This window comes from Paenibacillus sp. J22FR21 (assembly GCF_056269135.1).
Map to the genome: position 1 here is coordinate 1,118,532 of NZ_JBWDNJ010000001.1, position 15,957 is coordinate 1,134,488.

Consider the following 15,957-nt stretch of genomic DNA (forward strand, 5'->3'; position numbering starts at 1 on the left):
GCGTTGTGAATGGTTTACATAACTATTGTTAAGTAAACAAAGTGGTAAGGCAGAAAAAAACTCTCGATCGAAGCAGCGGTTAACGCGCGCTTGTAGTCGAGAGTTTTTTTGTTGTCCCAATCAAGATTTGGACTTGGTTTCGGTTAAGAAATAAAGGAAAGCTAGTACAGGCATCGCTCCGCCTACACATGTACTCCATACCCAACCGCCATGCGCATAGGATAATCCTCCTAAGAACGAACCAAATGCTCCGCCAATGAAGAAAATGGCCATAAACAACCCGTTTAATCTTCCTCGAGCTTCATTCCCAAGTGAGTAGATGATTCTCTGACTGGTGACCAGATTGGCGGAAACCGCCATATCCAGCGTAATCGCCACAAGGAAAAGCAGTGCTAGCGATAAGTGCGACTTGTCATGAAATATGGCAATGAGCAGGTAAGATACAATCGCAGTCACGATGGCTGTAATGGTAATGGTTTTGGTGAACCCTCTGTCAGCCCATCTACCACCGATCGGTGCAGCGATGGCTCCAGCCACTCCGACCAAGGCGAACAATGCGATCCCTTGTTGGGACATACCATACTCATCTGCCAGTCGAAGGGGAACCGTCGTCCAGAAGAGGCTGAAAGATCCGAACAGGCAGGCTTGGTAAATGGCTCGACGCCGTAAGATCGGATACTGCTTCAAAAGTTGGATTAAGGAAGCAACAAGCCGACTGTAGCTTAATTTACTTTCTGGGTTTCTCGTTGGCAATGCACGTGCCAGCATGATTGCTAACAATGCCATGAGAACAGCTGAAAGAACAAATATCGTCCGCCATCCCCAAAGTCCGGCCACAAGACTGGAAATCGGTCGAGCCAGCATGATACCAAGTAATAATCCACTCATGACGTTGCCGACAACTCGGCCGCGCTGCTGTTCGCTCGACATGGATGCAGCAAGCGGGACTAGAATTTGAGCAACAACCGAACCAGATCCGATTAATAAGGCAGCAGTCAGGAAAAGAACGGCACCGGGAGAAACAGCGGCCAGAATCAAAGCCAAGACGACAACGAGTAATGAACTGACGATGAGCCGACGATTCTCAAGCTTATCGCTCAGTGGAACGATAAAGAGTAGACCAGACACATAGCCGATTTGTGTAAATGTAACGATTAAGCCGGCTACACCAGACGGTAATCCAAGCGCTTTGCTAATGGGACCAACAAGAGTCTGAGAATAGTAAAGATTAGCGACGACAAGACCACATGCGACAGCTAAGATAATCATCATGGCTGATGAGATATTGTTCGGTTGTTTTGAAGCAGCCTTACTGTTACTCATGATAATGGATGTTCCTCTCTAAAAGATGCATAATTTTGTATTAAGTGAACGTATCGTTTACTTATTATGTGGATATCAATATATACTGAACGGAGCGTTTTGTAAATACGTCGAATTCCTATATACTGAAGTCAAAGGATTGAAAGAGGGATCGAAATGGCTCAAAAAGGACGCCCCAGAGACGTAAAGCTTCAGCATGCAATATTATCCGTTGCTTATGAGCTGCTTCTCGAAATGGGCTATGAAGCTGTAACCGTAGAGAAAATCGCTGAAAAGGCCGGCGTAAGCAAAGCGACCATTTATAAATGGTGGCCGAACAAAGCAGCTGTTGTTGCGGACGGTTTCTTGGAAGCTGCAACAAGTCATTTGCCGGTTCCAGATACGGGATCCGTCATGGAAGATATCATCATTCATGCGACAAATTTAGCTTTATTTATGGAAAGCAAAGAAGGAAACATCATTGCTGAATTGATTGGTCAAGGCCAGATGGATCAGACATTAATGCAAGTGTTTCGAGAATACTATATCAAGCCAAGACGATTGGAATCAGCGATGATTATATCCAGAGGCATTAATCGCGGCGAACTCAGCAACAACCTGGATGTCAATTCCAGTATAAATTTGCTGTACGGACCGTTATTTTATTGTTTGTTAGTTACGGGCGAATCATTTACGGCGGACAAAGTTAAAGCGTTAATATTGATGGCGTTTAATGGATTGAGGAGTTTGGAGGATTAAGGTTTGTGGAGATAAAAAAGAATGTATTTAATTAAGAAGAAGTCAGACACGTGAACAATTAATATTCATTACTGTATTACTACTTCACAAAACCCGTATTTTATACATATGTCACAATCTTCGCAGCTGAAACTTCATTTATCTACTTACTAGTAGGTAGATGTTGTACAGGATTCCCAGAACAATTCCCTTTAGCGTGTAAAACTTTTGCGGGATCTATCTCCTTTCGTCCCCGCAGGAATTAATGTCAAAAGTCCTAATATTTTCTTTGCGAATTCTGAAATGATTATATATTTACTCAATTGTATGAGTCAATCGATTTATTTTTTTACTTTTCAATAATTCCTATAACTTTAAAAAAAAGTTTACGTCAGACGTATTCAAGCCGCCAATCATGCCGGCAGCTTCGTCATATGTGTATATTGAGCTATTCTGCCCGTTAGTTCAGCCATTTAAGTGAGTTGTATTTGCAAAATCAACTAATTCAAAACCCCCATTACCATAAATCACCTTCGTTATCGAACACTCTGCGACCAAATTGCTTTGTTCTTTTAAAAAGTTCGGGTTCCGCTCAATTAGTTCTAATTCGCAAAATACATTTACCATGAAGTCTGTTATCAAACCACCATGAGTAACGATAATGATACTTTCTTGCGGATGTTGAAATGATAGTTCTTTAAGGCATGATGCCAACCGCTCACCTGCATTTCTCGCTGAATCTCCAACTAGAGGAGTATACTCTCGCTCCTTTGTGCACCGGTTCCACATTTCCACGAACTCCTGAAATGTTTGTCCAGGTAAGTCTCCCCAGTTGGCACGTTCTCGCAGCCTGAAATCCTCTGATGTTTCTGTCTTTATTGTTTCTGCAATAATCTGAGCTGTCTGCTTAGCTCTATTGAGTGGGCTACATACGATTTTTGTTAGTAGCACTTTATGAAGATGGCTTGCAGTCTTACGGGCTTCAGATAACCCTTCAAGAGATATGGAGACGTCTCCAATCCCCTTTTCTTTTTTTGCATGTCTAACAAGGTAAAAAGCTGTACTCATTTCACCATTCCCTTTAAATTAAATAGTAATCTAATTAGACAAATATCTAATCAGATGATACCATCTATTTCTTTTTTAGGGAAGAAGAATGTAACTATATTCTGCCCGTTACTTCAACGGAAAACGGCAACCGAACTTAGAGCCGACTGCCGTCGTTGCTTTATTGAACTATCGTGTCCCGTTAGTTTAACATGGCACAATTATTTTTGGATTCTTCCATGATAGTATTTTCCATCATATACTCCATCTTTCCATACTATTATAGGATAAATGTTATAAGAGATGGAAATGCGATTTGGATATCATGCAAGGAGGGTTCAGACTTTCTCAAAAAAGGATTATGAGATTAAACCGTGAATGTATGTAGATAGGTAGGAACAGCATGTATCCAGTAAAGGAGCTATAGCGGACATGAACAAATACATTCGCGCAGTGAAAGCATTAGATGTCAAGGTCATCGAAGAGCTGCTTCAAAAGGATTCAAAGTGTCTGCAATGGTCGGAGGAAGATGGCAAAAACGCGCTCCATTATATATGCGGGCTGGATATTTCAGATGATCCGCGGAAAGTGGATTCGAGTCTTCAAATTGTCAAGCTGCTCCTATCAAGCGGCATGGACCTAAACAGCGTCCAACGAATTCCGGATGACAAGTGCGGCTTCTTCAACGCTACCCCGCTCTGGTACGCGTACACGCGCGGCAGAAACGAGAAGCTTTACACCTATCTGCTGAATGAAGGCGCCAACCCCAATGGCTGCATGTTTGCGATCGCATGGTATGACGATGTCAGAGCGGCTAGTCGCTTTAAAACACATGGAGCAGAAATTGAGGATGAAGCATTTCTATCTGCGTTTAATTGGAAGCGATTCGAGATCGCGGAATGGTTCTTAAACAACGGTTCGAATATTAACTTTGCCGATTCGGATGGCAATACGGCCCTTCATCTCGCATTGCAGCGTAAATATAAAGTGGATCAGATTGAGTGGCTACTGCGCTTCGGGGCAGATTGCAATCAAGCGAACTTGCTTGGAATTTCACCGAAAACCTGGGCGGAGAAGAATAACCGGACTAAAGTGCTGCGTCTATTTGAAGCGCATTAAATCGATCCTTTCACAGTTAAGCAACGCTTAATCATTTTTCGCTGTGAAACCTTTTAATTTCAGATAATTATCCATTGGAAAGTCAAAATTAGCCCCCTTTTCTTTGTATCCTTCCCGTCCATATTTTACCAATAACATGTCCAATGTTTGAGTTATTGTGCTAATAAACTCATGAATTGAACAGGTTTCATCCAGTTCAAAAACTTGATTTTTCTTGTTCCTTATATCCTCATAAGACTTAATTTGTACACGTAAGGAATTAACATTAATCTTCCTTAATGTCCACAAAGTTCCACCGGGCTCCTCATTCCATTCAAACTGCGCCATTGAGACAGGATATGGACCTACTTCTGGAACAAGTGAACTGACTGCTTTCAACATGTCGTAAAGAGCATCCGTTATATAGCTTGCTGCGAAGTGAGCGGTAGATGAGTTGATTTCAATGCAACCATCAGCCCAACCAATACCTGTTAGTTCATATTCAAACTTCATAACGCCCTCCGCTTAAGTATGGAATTTTCCCTTAAAAGGAGCAGCTGCCACCGGCAAACTGCTCCATTATTTTGTCCGACTAACTTATCCCGGTACTGTCGCTGCTGCTGAGTTAAAAAGAAGGGATCACCTGGGATCCCTTTTGAATGTTACGCTCGCCTCGTAAGCGAAACGGAGGACTTTAAAAGTCACACATTGACGAGCGCCTTTAGCATTTTAAGTATATTTTGATCAAGCTTCGTCTGTAAAGCTATTTCTTATTCACAAATCCCTCTATGTTGTTCAACGATTTTCTACAATGTCATCGTAAGCATCGCCAAGTGACTCCCAATCCTCTTCCAGCCAGTACCATCGTTCACCTCTGTTTTGTATTAATTGATTTATCAATTCAGTAAATGATTTAGCTATTACAGGACATTCCCCCACAATACCATGTCTATCCCAGAAACTATCGTAGCATTTCCCTAATCGATCTTGATGTAAATCTATAGAAATGTAGTCGCCATTTCCATCATTACCAATTATGTACCAATGTGACGAGAGGTCTTCGTAAACTTGTTCCCCAATGATGACTGGATTGGATAAAGTGAACTCTTCAGGTGGTATGATTTGGCAGCCATAATCTTTGTTTTCAAACAAAAATACCCCTCCGCAAAGTTCGTAAAACCGTTTCACATCTGGTGGAAGGCTATGCTGATCTGTTCGTGGCAATCCATTTGGCGGTCTCACTCTGCAGTCTGGTAGGCTCATTATCTGTTGTAATAATGCCTGTATATTGTTCAGTCTACATCGTTCCTCTCTGACTCTTGATTTCACTATTGTACCTCGTTAGTTGAATGTAAGGCAGCAGTTCATTTTTGGCTGCCGTTATCGCGATTACGATCCTTTTTGCCCATCACAGCAAACATTGAAGGTAAATTGTCTACTGCATTAGTGTCCCTTTCCAATTCATCGACTCGAGTTATTATGAATCCTGAAGTAAGAAAATCATTTAAGTATTGTGAAAGCGGTCGATGAAAAGCACCTAAAGTAGAGCGAATTGTTCCAACGCCTTCCGACTTCCAAAACTGCGAGTCATATCGAATAATCTTTCTAGAACCGTCACCTAGCGGATAACTAAATGGTGATTGAAAACAAGGGTGCATTATCACCCATATCATCATCCCATTTGGTTTTAAGACTCGATATACAGCATCAAACACCTTCTTATGGTCCTGAACATCCATCAGCATTACGCTAGATATTACATAATCAAAAGCACTATCTTCCAATTTATGTAGTGACATAGCATCATCTTGCACCCAAGTAACCTGATTTGTATGATTTTCTGCGTACTCCAGTAACTTTTCACTTAAATCGACACCAGTTACCTTTACTCCAAGCAGAGACAGTTGATAAGCTAATTCACCTTGGCCACAACCGATATCACATACATTTAGACCGGCAAGATCAGATTTATCTTTTAAGTGCTGCAAAATATATCTGTAGGAGACATTAGGTCCCCCGGAGGTCACCATGTCGTTATATTGCTTTGTAAAGTCATTATAGCTCCCCATCTTCGCCCTCCTTTTATACATGTTATGTATATCACAGTCCATTACCAATACAAGATATTCCACTGAATGTAGAATTATCCTGCCCGATAGCGTAACGAAGCTGCCTGTAGTGCCGGTAGCTTCATTGTAGATATTGAACTATAGTTCCCATTTCTATTCAATATGATCTTCTACTAGTTCAATAATTTCTAAAGAGTCGTACTTTTCTTTAATTTTTTCAGACAAGGATTTCACACCAAATATCTCTGTGAAAGTGTGACTTCCAACGATCAGGTTCATTTTAATGAACTTTGCATATTGGATTGTATATAAGATTTTCTCTCCAGTAATATAGACATCGCATTCTAAATAATGGGCATCACGAAGACTTTTTGTAGAGTTACCTGCACCTGTAATAATCCCCACTCTCTTTATTGGCTTTTCGGAGTTTTCCCACGATTTTACGGTTTCGTTTAGTACCGTACTAACTCGCTCACTTAATTCTTGAAAGCTAATAGGAATCTCGAACTCTCCAATACCGGGTAGGCTCCTGCCCTCGATTTCAATTGATTGTTGGATAACATTATTTATTCCTATTGCCTTGAATAATGAAGTACATGTGCCAAATTCAGCATAATCCAACGGCAAATGTATGAAAAAGTGACTGATTTCATAGGCATCCAGAAGTTTATGACACTCTTCTTTCATTCCAAAGACAAAATCCCATGCATCATGGTGGGTAACTATAAGATCAACATTCTTTTGTGCGGCTTGTTCAATAAGCTCGGGAGTAATATTTGTTGCATACCCAATTCTACGATATACATCGCGACCAAAGTCATATAATGCAAATTCGTCTCCATAATCAAATTGCTTTAGGAGTCCACCAAATAAGGATTCGATTAATTCAATAAATTGTTCTTTATTCACTCGCACTCCCCCAAGAATTAACATTTCAAACTAATACTTGTATTCGGTGAAACACTCAACAAACCTGCTCTTTAGTTCAACAAGTTACCGGCCAACCGGCTGCTTATCGGGAATCGGACAATGTTCTTGTCACTAATCGGGAATCGGATCAAGTTCTTGTCATCGCCAAATGACAAGAACTTGATCCGATAACTAAAAAAACCCGCGATTTACGCAGATTTCATTCGGATAATGTTCTTGTCAACCGACACAAGATGTGTCGCGACAAGAACTTGCTTGAATAACGGACAAGAACATACTTGAATTGAAAATGGACAGCTACGATTGTTCGTAGCTGTCCATCCCTATTGAACTGATATGTTTGAACTAACGTGCCCGTTAGCGTAACGAGGCTGCCATCTGTTTCAGCGGCAACCTCGTGATGTAATATATTCATTATCGTAATTGCTGCGGTAAGTGAGCCATAGAAGTTAATAACTATTGCTTACTACTTCCTCATCAATATCACTGGCGTTGCTATCTAGATTCGACGACAACTATTATAACTTTGATATGTCTAATGGAGGATCTGGAAGATAATATTGCTGTGCTACTCCTCCGAACCTTACATCAAATCCACCTCTGGTAAATTCAATTCCATTGTAATCTTCCCATATGTTTGGATCGTTCGGAATAATAAAATCTAGATCAAAATAACATGGGAAAGTTAAGGAATCCTCATTCCAATCATAAACACCGCCTTTTCCTTCGGTCGATGCTTTGTAAAGTTTAAGCTTAACTACTCTTTCAGCATTAAGTTTTAGATGAGTTGCAGTTAATGTGTTTCCAAAAGCGCTTATTTCTTGTGGAGCTTTAAAGACTACTTCCTTTGAATAATTACCAGCTTCAATAATAGGTTCTTCAAGACTATCGAGATGGTAAAGGAACCAATCTAGGAGGTTTTGGTTTTTTATATACATATCATTAATAGTAGTATTCGGATTAAAATTAAATGGACCATTTCCTAAAATACTTACAGTAAAGTTGGTCCAGTCGTAGAATCTCCCAAGTAATGCGAACTTCAAGTCAAATCCAAGTTTAACTTCATCACTTTGTAGTAGAGATTTTGCACCAATTCTGTTGACTTTGCATTTTTCGAGCGCACGTTTTGTAAAACCTGAATTTGAATAAATGATCCCAAAGTTGGCGAAAACATCATTCATCTTGGTTAAAAACCCGTCGACTACTTTTACATCAACTTTGCTTTTCCAATCCTTACATTCAATGACCCCAAGGATATCATGTCCTCCAAGTTTCCCTCTAATAACAACATCATATTGTCGAGGATGGCCATATCTATCGTTTATTTTCTCGTCGTGAGTAACGTTTGAATTCGGATCAAGTGTAGCTTGTATGCTCGCAACAGCAATTTCAAAAGAAGTTCCGGTCCGCTTCTCAGCCAAAATAGTAACAACCTTTCGAGTAATTTTATCCATATAACTCCACGAAATAAGAACGCAAGAAACCCGGTCCTGTCCCGGTTCTTAACCGCTCGAAAAAACATCTCAGTCCAATGATTATCACTTACTGATTCAAGATATTTTCACGATATCCTGCCCGTTACTTCAACAAACCAAAAAGGAGCTGCCCGTATGGCATGCTCCTTCAAGTAACGTTTCTCGTTAGCTCAACGCTTGTTTACAGTTAATGTTAGAAACCAAGGAGATGCTTCAGAACGAAATGATTTCCCATTTCAAACATGTGTAGCTGGTGGGTTCTTGGAGAGCCTTTGGTCAGATAATAACGTTCTTGGAGAACAGTATCTCCCTTGTATTCATAGCCTATTTCATTAAGAATCTGAATACACTCATTGGCATTACCCTGATATTTAATTTCAATAGCAATATCAATTATAGGTTTAGCGCTAAGATCCTTGACCGCGGTACTGCCAATATGATGAATGGCATAAACAAACTGTCCTATTTTTTTTTTCAATTTGTTGTTTTTCAAAATTGAACTCTTTTTCCCATTGTTGTGTCCAAGGCACAAGTATCACCTTATCACCTGGTACTCCAAGCATACTCCCACCTCCATGTTAATGCAGAACAGTATACAACTCTAAAGTGCCCGTTAGCTTAATCATAATATAATTTAGATAAGGTTTAGATTAAGTGTATGGTAAAGCATATTGATACAAGTGACCTTCTGGAAGAAATAGAGGGGAGTCAGGATCGTCTTGGAAAGCGCCATGGATTTTATTCTCGCCTTCATTAGCTACGATTACGTAGGTCGTTTCATCTCCCCTCTTTTTAACCCAATCTCCTATCTTTAAGGTGGACAAATTAGGGTCGGTAACAGCTATGTTTACTAATTCATCTGTCCAAGTTTCCCCTTGATCCCTACTAACCATAAATAATATCATACGCGGCTCGTGACGACGGTCATTTATATAGGAGAACACTGCGTCCAGAATGACTTGTGCATCACTTTTGTCTACTTCGTAACTATTACTGAGAGCCGCCCTCCGTTTTTGCCTGCGTACTTTCCTTCTATCTATTTTGTCTTTACTCATCTCGGTCTCAACTCCAATAAATTCATAAATGTTATTAAGCCAGCCACTCCATTTACAGGCAGCCTCGGCTTGTGGTGTGATTGAGCTATCGTACCCTTTAGCATAAAGCTTATCGGCAATCTAAATCTTTAATTACCTGTCTCATTGCTCACAATAACCCTTCTCAGTCATTATTTAATTTTCCATTGTACGTGTAATCATCTTCCAGCATGATCTCGATTCTACTGCTCCCGAGCTTTTTCATATCCTTGTAGGCGGTTATCTCAAGTATACTTTCGGTTGCCACAGATTGTGACGGGTCGCCTTCTACCATTGGAGACCAATAGATCGTATCGCCTGACTTTACGGTCGCTTCTTTCCCCTGATGTTTCACAGTGGGATCCGTCGGTTTCCACAATAATAGCTGCCCCTCTGAGGTTCGTACTTCAATTTTGTCTGCATCCTTAGAACCAATTGTTATAGGAAAGCCTGGTACACTGCTCATATACATTGCGTATTGACCTAGCGGGAAGCTTACATCGGGTTTTACCACTAGGGGGACACCGTCTGACGCATAAGCAGTGATAATGAACCCCTTGAACATTGTAGATGGACCGCTATTGGCTTGATCCCCATTATGAAATATAAGCGGTCCTCCAATGGCAAGAAGGAATACAATCACACAAGCAGCGGAAATCATCGCGACCTTACTGCGAAATGAACGAACTCCTATTTGAGGAACAGAAATACTCGAACCAATCTTACTAATGATGGACTGTTTGAGCTCATCGTCCGCTTTAATTTCGTTCATCCCGTTTACATACTTAGATCTCATCGTCATCATCCAAGCCTCCCGTCATTTTCACCTTCAAAAGCTCCTTTGCTCGTTTCAACTGCGTCCGAATCGTGCCCTCGTTGCGGTTCAGAAGCTCGGCAATCTCTGCTGTTTTATAGCCTTCATAATAGTAGAGATGAATAACCATTCGGTATTTCCGAGGGAGCTTGAGAACAAAAGACACGACCTCCATATTCTCAGTATGCTGAATAGGCAAAGGTATCTCCTCAATTGGTGAGAACCATTTCTTCCACGGACTTCTGATCACGTCTTTACACGTATTTATCGTCACTCGAATGATCCAAGCCTTCTCGTGCTCGGCATCGTTAAAGGGGCGTTGGTGCTTTAAAAGCTTGATATATACCTCCTGACACACATCCTGCGCATCAGCTAGGTTTCCGAGGTGAGTTAAAGCCAATCGCAGCACCATATCGGCGTATTTGTTCACCAAGATTGCTAAGTATTCATCATTGTTCATGTTACTTCCCAATGTCTCTCCTCCTTCTGCCCATAACACGATCGAACATGGGGAAATGTTTCATTGAATTAATAAAAATTAAATGTAATGTCTGGAGTAGAGTCAATCAGTATTAAGCTACCGTTAGCGCAACGAAGGCTGCCAATTGTTTTGGCAGCCTTCAGTATTGAATTATCGTGTTCCATTTGTAAGTTTCTCCATTATTCTGCCCCGCTAACGTAACGAAGCTGCCGGAACGAACGGCAGCTTCGACATAAGTGTATATTGAGCTATCGTTTCCCGTTAGTTCAATAACTCTAATAGTCGTTTTCTAACCAGGTCTCCCAGAAATCCATTTCAATAAGTTTATTTGACTCTGATATTATTTGTAATACCCGAACCTGTTCGTCAGTTGGTATTGGTTTTTCTTCCAATGCAACGGGGTTTTCCCGACCAGCAGAAAGTTCTTTTATATAACCTAACGCAAGAATAAAGCCTTTTAGGGACACTGCGATTTTATGAGGTTCCCAATCACCTGCACCGTGCATAGCAGTATAAACAGGGTATTGGTCATCCTCAATATCTATGAAAATGGGGTCTCCTGTTTCATCTTCATAACCAATGACAAGCCATGATTGGAGCCAATCCCCATGACCAATACCAGTAAGGGATTGTCCGTTTTTATCAATGCTATATCCAATTTGTGCTTTTTCTAATTCGTCAGATGAAAATAATATTACTCTTCGGTAACCGATAGAAACCTCTCTAAATGGAAATGAGTTCACCGTATCCAATATAACGTTTCTCAATTGTACAACCCCTTTTTACGTAATACCCCTAAATATTTCTGAAGTAATACATTCTCTTGTCCATTTAGAAATCCTGCTCGTTAGCGGAACAGGCCGCCGAATAAGTCGGCGGCCTGTTATCGTTGCGCTATGGTGCCCGCTAGCTCAACGAATATTAATTTTGTAATACAACAACTTCAACTGCTTCAATGTACCAATTATTCTTCTTAAAGGGTGTTATCCAGACTTCTAATTTCTGATACCGGGTGTCAGGAGAACGGGGGATTTCTAAAGTAGTTGTATATTCAGCTAAATCCGAAGGTTTAATTAGAGTTTTTCTGTTCCCTTTACGAAGATATATTTTTGTACGATCAGTAAAGTTCACATGACGAGTTCCTTCATACGCCTCAGGATAAGTAGAATTAGCTTTATCAAATTCATCTTCGGTCGGATGAAAGTGATCCATGGTCATCGTATACGTGATCCCTTCCTCCTTGTTAACTGTTTCCTCTCTTTGATCGACTAAACCAATCAATTCGCCTGTATAATAGAACAGAATTTCACCACGCTGCTCATCGGTATCCTTACTGCAACTCGATAGAAATAAAGCTACAAATAATATAAGTAGCGATTTTCTTACCATTTTCTCCTCTTTTCCGGAACCGCTTATCCTCAACCATTGGTAATGTGCCAGTTAGTTTACTGTCTGGCGAACAGTCTCTATCTCCATCCTAGCCCCCTATAAATCTCTTTTTTAACTCATGACGAGCTGCTGTTTCCATATGCCGTCATTGATTTTGAAGTAATGTGCCCGTTAGTGTAATTACCAATTTACTTGAGCATTCTCAACTGTGTATCGAATAAAATTAATTGTTTCGTCCATATCACGCTCTGTAATATTACTATTCTCGTCTTTCGATGATAAAGAACGCGTAATCAGCGAGTCCCAAGGCTTGCCCAGTTCGTGTCGAGCCCAATTTATAGCTAGAGGCTTTGAAGCTACAGAACCCGTATGCAGTGAGTAAAGCATTCGGCAAAGAGTTTGTATAACAAAAACCTGCCATTTCCTAATTCGAACCCAGTCCTGCCAAGAAGAATCGCGTTGGGAGCATTCGAGCCACAATCCTGCAATAGCCTTTACTGAAGGTATCATTTCTTTAGGGTCAATAGGGTTAATAAAGGAGCATGGTTCAGCACCAAAAACGACAATCCCATTTTCACGTAATGTGTATGTCTGAAAAATCCAGCCATCTTCAAGAGAATTTTTGAATAACTCAGTCCCATGTTCTACTTGAGGATACTGTGTTGAGGGCGAGTTGTCATTACGAAAGGCTTTTAAAGTAATGTATACCGCATCTATCTTATTAGCCCAGGGCGAACTACTGGAAGCAAACTCAGCATGTATATCTTTCATTCTTTTGAAGAGAGTGTCGTCAATATCAATATCAGTCACAATGACAAAGTCAATATCACTGCTAACTGGGTTGAAATCTCCAAGTGCAAGTGAGCCAATTACATACATGCCAACAAAATTTTCTGCTGTAATGCCCTGAATATTCGTTAGGAAATAATTAAGGACTTCGTTTACATCATCATAGTCTGTTGGTTTGATATTACCATTCATTAATCTATCCCCCTTTTGTTAATAGTAACTTCAAACGTATTGATTGAATTAAACTGCCCATTTGCTTAATGGAAGAGGAGCAGCTGCCATCGGCAAGCTGCTCCTTAGTTTATTGAACTAACGTTTCCCGTTAGTTCAATAAATCCACCACTTTTAATAACCGCATTAAAAGCTCTTCAAAGACTATTACGCGTGACATCAAGGTGCATTCGCAGCTGTGGTTCGCCCACTGAGTTGACGACACTAACTACAACGAACCCCGCTGATTCGTAAAATGCCTTCGCATGCTGATTAGCGGATACCTCTATACGCAAACCGCGCCGTGCGATGTCGTCAATCAGCGCACTCGCAACACCTTGGCGCATCAAGTCAGGATCAGTGAACAGATCCTCGAGTTCGAGAAAGTCATGGCCCGGAAGCGCCGTTGCGAAGCCGACGACCCTCCCGTCAATTACAGCAACAAGCACAAAAGGCAGCAACGCGTCGTCCCATACGAGCCACTCGGGATGAGCGGCAATGAGATCGAGGTCGCCTTTGTTAGTCAGCGAAGCTCGGCGTCTTATGTCATACAACCTGTCAATGTCGCTTGCAGCCGCGTTACGTATGACGAGTTCAGTCAATATGGATGATCGAGTCTTCGGCGTCACATCGTCAAACTGGTGAATCCAAGTTCCTTCTCGCTTAAGGTTTTCGATCCTGTCTCGTACTAAAGAGGCAAAATGGCTCTCACCCTCACCATCAACTAATGTTTTTTCTAGTGCTTTAATCTCGATTGAAATGATAAATCGTTTAAGCTCAGCTATATTCATAAAGTTCCAACGCTCCTCGACTGACGGTAAAACCGTCATCTTATACAGGATGTATATTATGGCTGAGTAAGTCTTAGTCTATCAAGCTGGCGATCTCGGACCGTCTTTTGCTGACTTCGTGTCATGACTACACTATCGTTTCCCGTTAGCCATCACGCTTAATAAGCCACTATAAGGGTGGCTTATAATGACGGTTTCAGTTGTACTACACCTCAGTTAATGGGTTGCCTTATAACATCGTTATGTACTGCTTTTGTAAATGTATTTACGAACAATCTGCATGAATAATTGAGGACTCTCTAATGGTTCAAAACCATATTGCGAATATAAAGAATGTGCGTCATTAGTTGCTAACAAAAACCTGCGAACTCTTTGTAGTTCAGCATGTTCACTAATGGTACTAATAAGCCATTTAGATAACCCTAATCCCCTGTAAGGTTCTAGAATAAATACATCAGCAAGATATGCGAATGTAGCTAAATCAGAAATAACCCTTGCAAAGCCAATTAGTTGTGCTTGTTCAACTTTTGGGTTGCCCTTATAAACTCCAAAAGATAAGGCAGTATTTTCAATGGATTTGGTTACAGTTTCTTTAGGTATTCCGTTTGCCCAATAAGATTCGTTATTCAAATAGTTAAAAACTACTTCTGTGTCCAAGTAACTTTTATCAGTTGAAATCGTAAAGCCATCTCTCTCCCAAAAATCCATTCTCCCCACCACTTTCGTATTTTTTGCTAATTCTAAGATCAAATTAAGTAATCTTCAATCAGTTGATTGATTGAAGAAAGATGTTTTTTCAGCCATTCATTCCTTGTTTGAAATTGACTTAGGATGTAATTAAAGTTCTGCTCGACATTTTTTCCAGAATAATGCTGACCGATGTAAATATGAAGTACAGCAATATGGTAAATTCGAGTCAACAACTCCAGTTGATTCATTTCTCGATATGTACATTTTCGAAATTTAGAGTAGCCTCTGATAAATGCTTCCGTCATATCCCATGATCCGTTTGTCAAATGTAGGATGTGATTAAGAGAAATAGTAAATTCCATAAAGCTAATATCAAGTGAGGTAAAATCAAAATCCAATACACCGTTAATTTTGTTCTCTTTTGAGAGTAAGTTGTAGATCAATACATCATGATGAACTAATTGCTTCGGCAATTCTATCCATTCATTTTTATATTGTTCCACAAAGCAGATCATATCTTTATAAAAGTTAAGTGCTGTTTGAGGAATTTCAAAGGGTGGAGCCTTGATAAAAGATGCAACAGCATCATAATCGGCTAATGGATGCAGTCCATAAATTTCTGTGAAGGGAACGCCTTCAAATATAAACTCTGCTGCACATTGATTAAGTGCTAAGCTGATTTCACCTACAACAGAACCAAACTCTGTGGCTTGATTAACACTAGATATCTCCGGAACTGCCCCTTCAACAAACGAAACGATCGCACCTAATGTTCCATCGGACAAGTGCACGTATTGTTCGTCCTCATTCGTATTTAAAAATACGGGCACCACAAATGAAAGATTCTGTTTACTCAAATACAATGTTAGTTGATCTTCAAATTTAATGCTTTCTACATTTTTAGTATGACGGTTGTAGATTCGAATGACATATTTTTGATCATTTATTGTTAAAATTCTCGTTAGGTTAGTCAGACCGAATGGTACCGGATCGATATGGTATGCAGAATCCTCAAAGTAATTACGAACGATCATATCAATTCTTTCTTGCATGATTATCCC

Annotated in this window: 19 protein-coding genes; 2 read left to right on the forward strand and 17 right to left on the reverse strand. The window is 40.4% G+C overall.

Translation table 11 applies throughout. From position 1 onward, the window contains the following. Positions 1 to 120: 120 nt before the first annotated feature. Positions 121 to 1,323 carry an MFS transporter gene (locus AC0YNS_RS05485; RefSeq protein ID WP_475779992.1) on the reverse strand — a complete coding sequence of 401 codons (1,203 nt, stop codon included), beginning with the start codon at positions 1,321 to 1,323 and terminating at the stop codon, positions 121 to 123. Between the two features lie 156 nt (positions 1,324 to 1,479). Between AC0YNS_RS05485 and AC0YNS_RS05490 the strand changes: the two genes are divergently transcribed. Next, positions 1,480 to 2,061, forward strand: a complete 582-nt coding sequence (locus AC0YNS_RS05490; protein ID WP_475779993.1) for a TetR/AcrR family transcriptional regulator — start codon at positions 1,480 to 1,482, stop codon at positions 2,059 to 2,061. 444 nt (positions 2,062 to 2,505) lie between these two features. Here AC0YNS_RS05490 and AC0YNS_RS05495 read toward each other — a convergent pair whose 3' ends face one another. After that, positions 2,506 to 3,108 (reverse strand): histidine phosphatase family protein, encoded by a 603-nt coding sequence (locus tag AC0YNS_RS05495; protein WP_475779994.1) that lies wholly within the window; start codon positions 3,106 to 3,108, stop codon positions 2,506 to 2,508. Positions 3,109 to 3,519: 411 nt separating this feature from the next. On the opposite strand from AC0YNS_RS05495, the gene AC0YNS_RS05500 reads away from it, so the two are divergent. Beyond that, positions 3,520 to 4,206 carry an ankyrin repeat domain-containing protein gene (locus AC0YNS_RS05500; RefSeq protein ID WP_475779995.1) on the forward strand — a complete coding sequence of 229 codons (687 nt, stop codon included), beginning with the start codon at positions 3,520 to 3,522 and terminating at the stop codon, positions 4,204 to 4,206. 27 nt (positions 4,207 to 4,233) lie between these two features. Here the strand turns inward: AC0YNS_RS05500 and AC0YNS_RS05505 are convergent, their stop codons facing one another. The 15 genes from AC0YNS_RS05505 to AC0YNS_RS05575 all read right to left on the reverse strand — a co-directional run bounded on the left by AC0YNS_RS05505 (position 4,234) and on the right by AC0YNS_RS05575 (position 15,948). Then, positions 4,234 to 4,698 (reverse strand): hypothetical protein, encoded by a 465-nt coding sequence (locus AC0YNS_RS05505; protein WP_475779996.1) that lies wholly within the window; start codon positions 4,696 to 4,698, stop codon positions 4,234 to 4,236. A gap of 282 nt (positions 4,699 to 4,980) precedes the next feature. Then, on the reverse strand, positions 4,981 to 5,448 hold the full coding sequence (locus AC0YNS_RS05510) for an SMI1/KNR4 family protein (RefSeq protein WP_475780113.1): 468 nt from the start codon (positions 5,446 to 5,448) through the stop codon (positions 4,981 to 4,983). Positions 5,449 to 5,549: 101 nt separating this feature from the next. Next, on the reverse strand, positions 5,550 to 6,254 hold the full coding sequence (locus AC0YNS_RS05515; protein ID WP_475779997.1) for a class I SAM-dependent methyltransferase: 705 nt from the start codon (positions 6,252 to 6,254) through the stop codon (positions 5,550 to 5,552). A gap of 153 nt (positions 6,255 to 6,407) precedes the next feature. Further along, on the reverse strand, positions 6,408 to 7,163 hold the full coding sequence (locus AC0YNS_RS05520) for a Nif3-like dinuclear metal center hexameric protein (protein WP_475779998.1): 756 nt from the start codon (positions 7,161 to 7,163) through the stop codon (positions 6,408 to 6,410). A 539-nt stretch (positions 7,164 to 7,702) separates the two neighbouring features. Continuing rightward, complete coding sequence (locus tag AC0YNS_RS05525) at positions 7,703 to 8,638, reverse strand: restriction endonuclease (protein WP_475779999.1); 936 nt, start codon at positions 8,636 to 8,638, stop codon at positions 7,703 to 7,705. A 214-nt stretch (positions 8,639 to 8,852) separates the two neighbouring features. Next, positions 8,853 to 9,152 carry a GrpB family protein gene (locus AC0YNS_RS05530; protein WP_475780000.1) on the reverse strand — a complete coding sequence of 100 codons (300 nt, stop codon included), beginning with the start codon at positions 9,150 to 9,152 and terminating at the stop codon, positions 8,853 to 8,855. A gap of 157 nt (positions 9,153 to 9,309) precedes the next feature. Further along, the gene (locus tag AC0YNS_RS05535; RefSeq protein ID WP_475780001.1) at positions 9,310 to 9,714 is read right to left on the reverse strand and encodes a hypothetical protein; all 405 of its coding nucleotides are present in this window, start codon (positions 9,712 to 9,714) and stop codon (positions 9,310 to 9,312) included. Between the two features lie 163 nt (positions 9,715 to 9,877). After that, positions 9,878 to 10,537, reverse strand: coding sequence for a hypothetical protein (locus tag AC0YNS_RS05540; RefSeq protein ID WP_475780002.1), 660 nt, complete (start codon positions 10,535 to 10,537; stop codon positions 9,878 to 9,880). After that, entirely contained in the window at positions 10,518 to 11,018 is a 501-nt protein-coding gene (locus AC0YNS_RS05545; protein ID WP_475780003.1) for an RNA polymerase sigma factor, read from the reverse strand. The genes AC0YNS_RS05540 and AC0YNS_RS05545 overlap by 20 nt, the downstream gene beginning before the upstream one ends. A 284-nt stretch (positions 11,019 to 11,302) precedes the next feature. After that, positions 11,303 to 11,794 carry a copper resistance protein gene (locus AC0YNS_RS05550; protein WP_475780004.1) on the reverse strand — a complete coding sequence of 164 codons (492 nt, stop codon included), beginning with the start codon at positions 11,792 to 11,794 and terminating at the stop codon, positions 11,303 to 11,305. A 154-nt stretch (positions 11,795 to 11,948) separates the two neighbouring features. Continuing rightward, on the reverse strand, positions 11,949 to 12,416 hold the full coding sequence (locus AC0YNS_RS05555; RefSeq protein ID WP_475780005.1) for a hypothetical protein: 468 nt from the start codon (positions 12,414 to 12,416) through the stop codon (positions 11,949 to 11,951). 180 nt (positions 12,417 to 12,596) lie between these two features. Then, a complete protein-coding gene (locus AC0YNS_RS05560) occupies positions 12,597 to 13,397 on the reverse strand; it encodes a nucleotidyltransferase domain-containing protein (protein WP_475780006.1) in 801 nt (266 codons plus the stop codon). Positions 13,398 to 13,573: 176 nt separating this feature from the next. Then, positions 13,574 to 14,206: an N-acetyltransferase family protein gene (locus AC0YNS_RS05565; RefSeq protein ID WP_475780007.1), complete on the reverse strand. Its 633-nt coding sequence runs from the start codon at positions 14,204 to 14,206 to the stop codon at positions 13,574 to 13,576. Positions 14,207 to 14,446: 240 nt separating this feature from the next. Continuing rightward, entirely contained in the window at positions 14,447 to 14,914 is a 468-nt protein-coding gene (locus AC0YNS_RS05570; RefSeq protein WP_475780008.1) for a GNAT family N-acetyltransferase, read from the reverse strand. Between the two features lie 38 nt (positions 14,915 to 14,952). Next, positions 14,953 to 15,948 carry a phosphotransferase gene (locus AC0YNS_RS05575; RefSeq protein ID WP_475780009.1) on the reverse strand — a complete coding sequence of 332 codons (996 nt, stop codon included), beginning with the start codon at positions 15,946 to 15,948 and terminating at the stop codon, positions 14,953 to 14,955. Between the last annotated feature and the right edge of the window lie 9 nt (positions 15,949 to 15,957).

Bases quoted from the DNA above. Each gene is read 5' to 3' on its own strand.
- AC0YNS_RS05535 (WP_475780001.1), bottom strand. From the start codon at position 9,714: ATGAGTAAAGACAAAATAGATAGAAGGAAAGTACGCAGGCAAAAACGG.
- AC0YNS_RS05525 (WP_475779999.1), bottom strand. From the start codon at position 8,638: ATGGATAAAATTACTCGAAAGGTTGTTACTATTTTGGCTGAGAAGCGG.
- AC0YNS_RS05575 (WP_475780009.1), bottom strand. From the start codon at position 15,948: ATGCAAGAAAGAATTGATATGATCGTTCGTAATTACTTTGAGGATTCT.
- AC0YNS_RS05510 (WP_475780113.1), bottom strand. From the start codon at position 5,448: ATGAGCCTACCAGACTGCAGAGTGAGACCGCCAAATGGATTGCCACGA.
- AC0YNS_RS05570 (WP_475780008.1), bottom strand. From the start codon at position 14,914: ATGGATTTTTGGGAGAGAGATGGCTTTACGATTTCAACTGATAAAAGT.
- AC0YNS_RS05565 (WP_475780007.1), bottom strand. From the start codon at position 14,206: ATGAATATAGCTGAGCTTAAACGATTTATCATTTCAATCGAGATTAAA.
- AC0YNS_RS05495 (WP_475779994.1), bottom strand. From the start codon at position 3,108: ATGAGTACAGCTTTTTACCTTGTTAGACATGCAAAAAAAGAAAAGGGG.
- AC0YNS_RS05485 (WP_475779992.1), bottom strand. From the start codon at position 1,323: ATGAGTAACAGTAAGGCTGCTTCAAAACAACCGAACAATATCTCATCA.
- AC0YNS_RS05515 (WP_475779997.1), bottom strand. From the start codon at position 6,254: ATGGGGAGCTATAATGACTTTACAAAGCAATATAACGACATGGTGACC.
- AC0YNS_RS05560 (WP_475780006.1), bottom strand. From the start codon at position 13,397: ATGAATGGTAATATCAAACCAACAGACTATGATGATGTAAACGAAGTC.
- AC0YNS_RS05500 (WP_475779995.1), top strand. From the start codon at position 3,520: ATGAACAAATACATTCGCGCAGTGAAAGCATTAGATGTCAAGGTCATC.
- AC0YNS_RS05555 (WP_475780005.1), bottom strand. From the start codon at position 12,416: ATGGTAAGAAAATCGCTACTTATATTATTTGTAGCTTTATTTCTATCG.
- AC0YNS_RS05490 (WP_475779993.1), top strand. From the start codon at position 1,480: ATGGCTCAAAAAGGACGCCCCAGAGACGTAAAGCTTCAGCATGCAATA.
- AC0YNS_RS05505 (WP_475779996.1), bottom strand. From the start codon at position 4,698: ATGAAGTTTGAATATGAACTAACAGGTATTGGTTGGGCTGATGGTTGC.
- AC0YNS_RS05540 (WP_475780002.1), bottom strand. From the start codon at position 10,537: ATGATGACGATGAGATCTAAGTATGTAAACGGGATGAACGAAATTAAA.